A 9,378-nucleotide genomic window follows, 5' to 3' on the forward strand; every position below is an offset into this window, starting at 1 on the left:
AGGCAATAAGACTCTCCCGTTCTTGTTCTGCTGAGCGTGAACTCCTGGAGGAGGGATTACCTTTGTCGAGACCGGTATCGGATAGGAAGGAATGGACGGGTTTCCAAGAATCGCGGCCGTATGGGGCAAAGTACGATTTGCGCAGCGATTTTGTCATGGTCTATGGCATCTCGGACGATTTAGAGGAACGAATCGCCGGGTGGAAAGAAAAGGGCTATATCATCCACCTCATGACAGGAGTGTCATGGGGAGAATACCAGGACTATTTGTACGGAAAGTATGACGGCCGTGATCATTGGGACGAAGCTCAGACCAATCGCGCCGGCGACCGGCTGCTGCACGGCAAAGACGTACCTTATATGGTCCCGACGATTTCCTTCAGCGAGTACCTTGCTGCCGGTATTAAGCGGGCAATTGATTGTGGGGCCGAAGCTATCCATCTGGAGGAGCCGGAGTTTTGGGTAGCCGGTGGATATTCGGAAGCCATCAAGCGGGAATGGCGCATCTTCTATCAGGAGCCGTGGATACCGCCTCATGAGTCGCCAGACGCGCAATACCGAGCGTCCAAGTTAAAGGCGTATTTGTACTATCGTACGCTAGATCGCTTATGTGCGCAGATGAAGGAATATGCGGAAGTCCATTATGGGCGTGCGATCCGTTTTTATGTGCCGACGCATAGTCTGATCAATTACACGCAGTGGCGGATTGTGAGTCCGGAAGCGCTGCTCGTTAACATGCCAGCTTGCGACGGTTTTATTGCTCAAGTATGGACGGGGACTGCGCGTACGCGCAATGTGTACAAAGGCATCCGTGAGGAGCGAACGTTCGAAACGGCATTCCTTGAGTACGGCGTCATGCAAGAGCTCGTTCGCGGCACGGGTCGTGATATGTGGTTTCTGCATGATCCAATTGAGGACAATCCGAATTACACGTGGTCGGACTATAAAGTCAATTATGAAGATACAGTCGTGGCTTCTCTGCTTCATCCTTATGTAAACAATTATGAGATATGCCCTTGGCCGCGAAGAGTGTTCGAGGTTGCCTACCCGAAGGAAGACGGCAAGGGAAAAGAAATGATCCCGCCCGATTACGCGACCGAGCTGATGACCGTCATGCATGTACTTCGTGATATGCACCGCCATGAGGAAACCATTTCCGATGAACAAACGGATGGCATCGGTCTTCTACTAGCCAACTCAGCGATGTTCCAACGGGGAGACATTGAGTTGCAGTCAGATGAGGCTGGCTTTCGTTACGATGGCACCATCAGTTCGCTAATTCTCCCTTCCGAGCATCACGAAGAGATGCTGAATTGGTCAGCTTTCTATGGGCTGGCGCTGCCGCTTGTTAAACATGGCATACCGCTTCGCCCGGTGCAGCTGGATAATTTGCTTCATTTCCCGGGGTATTTGGACGATTATCGGGTGCTGCTGCTCAGTTATGAATTTATGAAGCCGGAGCACGCCGGTCTTCATCAAGTGCTGTCGCAGTGGATACGAGATGGAGGCTGCTTGATCTATGTGGGAGATGGCAGTGACCCGTACCACAGTGTCAAGGAATGGTGGAACCGAGGTGCCAAAGCCTACGAGCGGCCAGACGATCACCTCTTCGAGGCGATTGGGATCGGACGCCGCCTTGAGGATGGGGAGTACCGGGTAGGTCAAGGCGGTGTTATTGTCCACCGCGTACATCCAGCCCGACTGGCCGAATCCGAAGAAGGCGCGAATTGGGTCCGCGAAAGCGTAAAGCGTGCACTAGCCATGCTCGGAGAAGAGGAGCCATTGCGTGAAAAGCATTACCTTCAAATCCGCCGAGGCCCCTATGTCGCGACACGCGTCATGACGGAGTCGCTTACGGATGAGGCTGTCACTGTTCATGGCAGCTATATCGACCTTTTCGATGCCAGACTTGCTGTTGTGAGCAATCCGGTTGTCGAACCAGGCAAGGGCAGCCTGCTATTTGACCTTGAGGTTGCTGCTGATCTGACTTCAGCAGTCATCGTCAGTTCATCGCGAATTCGCGACGAGAAAGCCGTCGTAAATGGGAAGCTCCAGTTCGTTTCCGAGGCGCCTGCTGGCGTAACCGTTAGTACAAGGCTCCAATTAACAGAGGAACCCGATCTTGTCATCGCGGATGGTCTTGAAATCATAGATCGAAGCTGGGAACCCGGAACTCGAACGCTTCTGATCCGCTATCCCGGCGTACCGGAGGGGACCCTCGTTACGGTCATTTTCGAATAGGGATAAATTGTATAAGAATGGAAAACCTACTCTCAAGAAGGAAGGAGAGAGTAGGATGGACAACGAGAATAGGAATCTTTTGAATACGCATGATGTAGATGAAGCCTGCATGCAGGAGGAAATCTGCAATCCTGATTTTGATTTGATGCGCGATTATGCCAAGCAGCTTAATGGAGAGATGGACGTAGATATAAGAAAGACGCTTGAAACCTAGCAGCTTGGTGTTTCGGCACTTTGTAAGAGAAGGCATTTCGCTTATTAGGAGGCCACTGAAGAACTTATGTTTTTTACGGGCGTCTCGCACAAATTGCAAAAAAGACATCCACCTCCATTTTTTAGGGGGCGGATGTCTTTTTTTAGGGTCTCTATATCGGTCTACTCGCCGTGTTTTCAATCTATCAGTTTCAATATTCGCTTAAGATTTACAGCGAATATAGTCATTGCACCTTGCATTTCCATGCCAAGCAGACCCGAGGATGTGGCGACATCATACCCGTGTCCGTGTTTAAGTTCGCTGTTCTTTGCTTCAATTTTGTACCGCTCCTTGAACTTCTCCTTGAAGTATTCCGTCTCTTGGAAGGCCATCTGCTCCAAATGTTCATTGGATTTAATGGTTACGGAATACGTCTTGCTTTTGGCACCTTCTTTGTAACAGCCTTCTTTGAGCGGACACCGCTTGCATAGCTCTACATCAAAATAATAGGTAGTCGTCTGGTTTTGGCCGACACCTTTTTTACCCTCACGAGCCTTTCGGATCGCCATGTGACCAGCTGGACATACGTACATGCCGGCATCTTTGTTGAACAGAAATTCGTCTTCCTTCTTACGGCTGCCTTGCGTGATGAGCGGATTGAGTTTTGCTACGAGTTCAATCTCGTTACTCTTCGTGTACGAAATATTATCCTTTTCCGAATACGCGGTATCGCCAATGACAGTGTTGACCTGTATGCCAGCTGCTTTGCTTTTTTCGATGAGCGTCTGCAATTGTTTGCCATCATTCTTCTCACCAGTTGTAATGACAGCCGCTGTAATAATACGTTCCTCGGTCATGGCTAGATGTGTTTTGTATCCAAAAAAGGCGGAGTCAGCGCTCTTGTGTCCCACACGAGCATCCGGATCCGCCACCAGGCGAAGTTGTTCGACGTCATCTTCCACCGTCTCCTTCAACAAGTTGAGCGGCTCAAGAATTTTCGGCACTTGTGCGATTCCGGATTCGTTTTCGATGAAGGCGACGAGTTTTTGGCAATACTTAATTTCGTCTTCGAGTACGTTACTCGTGTTCTTTACTGGCATATTGACTTTGGTCGATTCATCCACGCTGTAAACGGCCTTTCGTAATTTCCGTGTACGATCTTGTAGAATTTCTTGCGGTGATTTCTGATTATAGCGCGCTTTCGAATGCGTAGCGTCAACGATAATGGAGTTGCTCTTCAGAATATTCTGCTCGATGGCGAGAGCTACCGTCTTCCCGATAAGCATGTCCAACAGGTTGATGTCCTTTAACCGTAGCTTGCGAAATTTCGTCAACGAACTCGGGTCAATAACCGGATCCTCCGGCGCCATACCTAGGAAATATTTGAACGAAAGGTCATACTTAGAGCGCTCGACAATGTCTACGTCAGATAGTTCAAAGATGGATTTCAACAGTAGATATTTAAACATGCGAATGGGGTCAATGGCGTTACGTCCATTGTCTAAACAATATTTTGCTTCCAGTTCCTCATATATGAAAGTGAAGTCCACCAGTTCGTTGATTTGACGGAGCATATTGTCCTTCGGCACGACGATGTCATACAGTGCCGCGTAAGGACTCAGAACCAAAGTTTGTTGTTGCCGAATCATCTGCTCTCACCCACTTTTCGTGATGCCTTAATTATACGGCAAAAAAGGTACAGCCTCCTCAATTTTTTTGAGGGACTGTACCTTTTTCGTATGAAAGGACTTTTTCAGTGGCCTCCTTATTAGCGAAGTGCCTTTTTTTGCACGATAGAATTTATTTGTTTTGAGTTTGGAACGAGACGTCTGAAAAGGACCTTTCAGCTGCTGAGAGAAGGCGATTTAGCGTGTTTGCGTTCTGAGAAAGCAGAAATGGCTGTCTCGGAGGCTTGAATGGATTTGAAGTGGCGCGAGACGTCTGAAAAGGATCTCTCAGCTGCTGAGAGAAGGGGTGTTAGCGTGTTTGCGTCCTGAGAAGGCAGAAAAGGCAGTCTCGGAGGCTCGAATGGAGTGAAAGTGGCGCGAGACGTCAGAAAAGGACCTCTCAGCTGCTGTTTGCTTATATGTGCTGCAATTATCCCCTGGCCCAGCGAAGAAATTAATATGAAAAAAAGCTTCTCATGCTTGAGGAGGCTATCATTATAGTTACTCCCGCATGATTCCGGGGGTTTTTTTGTCCAAATAGCTGATCGACGTTCCATGACATCCGCTAATATTTATTCTTTTGAAAACATAACGATGGACATGGCTCTTTGAAGAAACCGATCTTATGATGAAGTTGTGTACACGATAACAACTGACGGAGGTTTCTACATGAGTATCCGAATTCTGAATGAACAAGATTATTATCGCATCGTATATGGGGGATGGCTTGGGAAAAATATAGGGGGAACACTTGGTGCACCGGTAGAGGGCGTTAAGGAGCTGCTAGAGTTGACCTTTTATCCGGAGCTGCCGGATGGTCCTTTGGAGAACGATGATTTGGACTTACAATTGGTGTGGCTGCATGCGTTGGAGCAATACGGTCCGGGATTGACTGCGCGAGAGCTTGGGCAGGAGTGGTTGGAGCATATCTTTTTCCCATTTGATGAGTATGGTTACGCGCTTACGAATCTAAGAAGAGGTCTTCTTGCACCCGTTGCTGGATCATTCAACAATCCGTTCAAAGAGTGTATGGGTTCACCCATTCGTTCCGAAATCTGGGCCATGGTGACTCCTGGATCGCCTAGTACAGCAGCTCATTATGCATATCAGGACGCTATTGTGGATCATGCCGGCGGAGAAGGGGTGTACGGAGAAATGTTTTTTGCCGCCCTCGAGAGCGCTATTTTCTATGAAAAGGATCGGGATCGCTTGATTCAGATCGGCATGACCTATATACCTGAAAATTGTCGCACCGCCAATGCATTGAAAGATCTGCTCCATTGGCATAAGGAAGGGAAGAATTGGCTCGAAGTGCGTTCGCTCATTCTGGAGCATCATGGCAATGATAACTTTACGGATGCCCCGCAAAATATTGCGTTTACCATACTTGGCTGGTTATATGGCGAGGATTTCGAGGATGCGATTTTGAAAGCGGTCAACTGCGGTTATGATACCGATTGTACAGCAGCTACACTTGGCGCTATATTAGGCATGCTGCTTGGTCCAGAAGGTTTGCCGGATAAATGGGTGAAGCCTGTCGGCGATCGGGTTGTCGTCAGTCCGCCAATTAAAGGATTTCCAGCACCCAAGGATTTGGATGAATTAACCCGACGTACCATTCGCATGGGCAAACAAATTCTTGCAGCTTGGGATACGGACATACTGGTGCATCCTGACCTTCCGACAACCTTGAACCAACCCGTAGAAACGAACGAAACGGAAGGGAAAATAAAGGAGCTTTGGACGAGGAAGGTAACGGCTAATCACTACTTGCTGCCGCAAGGAACTCATAACAGTCCGGATGCTGAGCTTGAGATCGATTTTGGTCAAGAAGGTCCAGCCATCGGAGTGAATCAGAAGAAGAAGCTGCATATCACGTTCACCAACCGTTCGTTAACATCAATTGTAGGCAATATTGCGTTAGAAGTGCCCGAGGACTGGCAGATGCCGAATTCACTTGAAGTGAGCCTACAACCTAATGAATCGATCGAATGGCATACAGAAATCCGAGCTTCCGCGATCGCTAAGTCTAGTTATGAGCTTGCATTCGTTTGGACGAGATTTCACGACCAATCCGTATGGGCTGCTCAGAAGGTTCCTTTTTCGTTGGTAAACGCTTCAAAGTGGATGATTTGGGGACCGAACAGCAGCGAAGGGAAGGAAGTATTTTTCCCAGGCAATCAATTGGATTGGAAGAAGGAACTCGGTAGTGATGACGATGGCTTATACCGCGCTCAAACGAAGCTCTTCAACCCGATAGAGCGAAAGATTCGTGTTATTGCGGCCGCAAGAGGACCTATCGTATTGAAACTAAACGGTCAAATCGTCATTGAATGTAAAGAATCGTTGGAATTCATGCCAGCTTATCATCGGGCTCCGGAAGAACAAAGGATTGAAATGACACTACCTGTAGGAAGCTATGAGATTGAAGTAGAGGCTATAAGAAATGGTTGTCCTCTAGAAGTTTATGTCTTACCAGTGGCACTTCTTAACACCACAATACCTGGTCCGCACTATTATTTTACCGATATTTTGTTTGGGTGACCTATGAGAATTGACGCGCATCAGCATTATTGGAAGACGGAACGCGGAGACTATGGCTGGTTGACTCCTGAGCAGGGTATTTTATATGTGGATTATATGCCGGAGCAGCTGCAGGATTCACTTCGTCGATATCAATTCGAACGCACGATTGTCGTGCAAGCCGCGCCGACGCTGGAGGAAACGCAATTCTTGCTCTCTTTATATGATGAGTATGAAAGTATAGCTGGAGTGGTCGGTTGGCTAGATCTGGATTCACCGCAATTTAGCGAGCAATATGCTAAGTTTCGAAGGTATAAAGGGTTTGTTGGCTTTCGTCCGATGCTTCAGGATCTGCCGGATTCATGGATTCTTCGACCGCAAGTCATGCAGAATATGGAGCAGCTGGTCAAGGATGATTTTCCGCTTGATTTGCAGCTTAGACCACGGCATCATCCTTATATACTGGAGGCGTTTCGAAGCTTTCCGACACTTCGGGCAGTAGTCGATCATGCGGCAAAGCCTTTTATCGCTGGACGCATCCTCGAACCGTGGAAGACGGAGATGGCTGAACTGGCTGCATTTCCTAATGTCATGTGCAAGCTGTCAGGATTAGTAACAGAAGCTGATCAGCAAGCTTGGAACTGGATGGATCTGGCTCCTTATGTGCATCATGTCATCGAAGTGTTTGGCACAGATCGAGTGATGTTTGGCAGCGATTGGCCAGTATGTCTAGCTACTTGCAGCTATGATGAAGTTTATTTGGCTTTGATGAACGCATTGCCCTCCAACCTGACTAGTGAGGATCATTTAGCTATCTTTGGAGGTAATGCAGCACGATTTTATCAATTATTGTAGGCTTGATTATATAGAGCTCTTGTGGTCGTTCAATGACCGCAAGTGCTCTTTTGCGTTTATCGAATCCGTCACATACAGATATCATAGACATCGACATAAACCAAAGTTTAGATTCAAAAAAATCGTAGAATTTTTCAAATAAATGTAGCAAGGTACATTGTTTCAAACCAGATGGTTCATTAAACTTTATCTACGAAGGAATGTATGTAAAAAACGACTTATTTCCAAGAGCAAAGGGAAGGGTCGATTTGACGATATTGAGAGAGAAAGGTGAGAAGAATGGACATTAACCAACATCGAAACAGCTTGTCAAAGATATGGAATAAACTCGAGCAAGGGAAATTGACGATTGGATTTATCGGAGGGTCCATTACGGAGGATGGAAGAGCTGCACACAATTGGCCCGAGCCCGTCACGCGTTGGTTCGTTGAATCGTTCCCGCATGCTCGCATAACGGTAGAAAATGCAGCTATCGGCGCAACGGGAAGCGACCTTGCTGTGTTCCGGGCAGACCGCGATTTGATTGATCGTGCGTGTGATCTGGTTTTTATCGAATTTGCCGTGAATGACAATGGGACACCTTCCGAGAGGAGAATGCGGGCGAGAGAAGGGTTGATCCGCAAGCTCTTGGCGGAGGGGCGAAGCAATCTCGTGATCGTTTACACGTATTGCCAAGACATGTACGATGCGATGTCCCATAATGTGGTTCCTGCTACGATCCAAGAGTTTGAACAATTGGCAGAACATTATGGAATCAGTTCGGTTTGGATGGGGCTGCATGCATGGAACGAAGTAAAGAAAGGTCGGATGACCTGGGATGAATGGTTACCGGATGGCCTTCATCCTACCCATCGAGGCAGTTTGAGCTACGGTCAGAGTGTGATCTCATTTTTGGAAAGAGACCGGATAACTGAACAAACCTTAGAAAGAGTCGACAAGGAGAAAGAGAAGCCACTTCTGACTCCGCTCAATCCATGTCACTGGGAGAACGTGCAACTGCTGCCTTTTGAAGATGTGCAGTTGGAAGGACCTTGGACGATAAGACGATCGACTGCTGTTATGCCTAGGGTAGATCGAATACTGAGTACATCGGCCATTGGAGCAAAGCTCTCTTTCTCATTTGTAGGAAAGGGGCTAGCATTAGCATTCGATTTCGGCAAAAAGTCTGCGGAGTTCAGCTATCGGCTGGATGGAGCGGACGCCATCATTACCTGCCGGGAAAGGCCGGATTGGTGCGGAGATGGAGGATGGTTTCAAATCTACTGGATTGCTGACGAGCTGATGGAGGGAACACACCATATTGAACTGGAGGTTGTTCATGGAAACTGCCCGGAATGCAAGGGGACGAATTTTCACTTGGGACTGATCGGGATATTGAAATAACAAAGCCTTGCGAGGTTACTCGCGAGGTTCTTTTTTTATAATATTACTTGCAAGAATTCTTAAGTGTTAGCGACAAGTCGAAGCTTACCCCAATTTAGCTAGGTGTGATATGGTTTTCACTGAGCTGAGTGGGATGGTGGATAGTTACTTAATGATTCAGTAAGTGACTTTATATTCCCATCCAAGCTATTTTTTTGGCTCAAAACAGAAATCAGTGCTTGACGGTATGAACTACGGTTGAAAATGGAAAAACATCTGCCAATCCAGTATTGTTGTAAGTCCTACCAAACAACAAAAGGAATAGACAGATGCAAATCCAGTATATCAGTGAAATGCTTAACATACCAGAGTTACAGATTCACCAGATTTTGCCGATGAATGCAGATGAAATACAGATTGAAGCGGTGCCTATGGCCTCAAAGCAATGCTGTCCGATTTGTCTATCAGATGAAGCCGTCACGCTTAAAGGGAGCAACGGTTTACGTACTGTCCGGCATCTGCCAGCATTTGAAAAAAA

General features: G+C 47.4%; 6 protein-coding genes and 1 pseudogene. 6 read left to right on the top strand and 1 reads right to left on the bottom strand.

All coding sequences use genetic code 11. The annotated features are described in order from the left end of the window. Positions 1–62 precede the first annotated feature (62 nt). Together G519_RS41775 and G519_RS49940 are read left to right on the top strand one after the other, a co-directional pair. Complete coding sequence (locus G519_RS41775; protein WP_036632079.1) at positions 63–2,240, top strand: hypothetical protein; 2,178 nt, start codon at positions 63–65, stop codon at positions 2,238–2,240. A gap of 55 nt (positions 2,241–2,295) precedes the next feature. Beyond that, the gene (locus tag G519_RS49940) at positions 2,296–2,454 is read left to right on the top strand and encodes a hypothetical protein (RefSeq protein WP_154669539.1); all 159 of its coding nucleotides are present in this window, start codon (positions 2,296–2,298) and stop codon (positions 2,452–2,454) included. Between the two features lie 176 nt (positions 2,455–2,630). On the opposite strand, the gene G519_RS0105205 is transcribed toward G519_RS49940, so the two are convergent. Beyond that, complete coding sequence (locus tag G519_RS0105205) at positions 2,631–4,082, bottom strand: IS1182 family transposase (protein ID WP_029193787.1); 1,452 nt, start codon at positions 4,080–4,082, stop codon at positions 2,631–2,633. A gap of 687 nt (positions 4,083–4,769) precedes the next feature. On the opposite strand from G519_RS0105205, the gene G519_RS47245 reads away from it, so the two are divergent. The 4 genes and pseudogenes from G519_RS47245 to G519_RS0105225 form a co-directional block, all read left to right on the top strand. After that, complete coding sequence (locus G519_RS47245) at positions 4,770–6,644, top strand: ADP-ribosylglycohydrolase family protein (RefSeq protein WP_051253078.1); 1,875 nt, start codon at positions 4,770–4,772, stop codon at positions 6,642–6,644. Positions 6,645–6,647: 3 nt separating this feature from the next. Then, positions 6,648–7,478, top strand: coding sequence for an amidohydrolase family protein (locus G519_RS0105215; RefSeq protein WP_029193788.1), 831 nt, complete (start codon positions 6,648–6,650; stop codon positions 7,476–7,478). A gap of 279 nt (positions 7,479–7,757) precedes the next feature. After that, complete coding sequence (locus G519_RS0105220; protein WP_029193789.1) at positions 7,758–8,861, top strand: SGNH/GDSL hydrolase family protein; 1,104 nt, start codon at positions 7,758–7,760, stop codon at positions 8,859–8,861. A gap of 308 nt (positions 8,862–9,169) precedes the next feature. After that, positions 9,170–9,378 (top strand): annotated as a pseudogene (locus G519_RS0105225) (ISL3 family transposase); the annotation flags it as partial.

The organism is Paenibacillus alginolyticus DSM 5050 = NBRC 15375 (genome assembly GCF_000422905.1).
GTDB lineage: Bacteria > Bacillota > Bacilli > Paenibacillales > NBRC-103111 > Paenibacillus_E > Paenibacillus_E alginolyticus.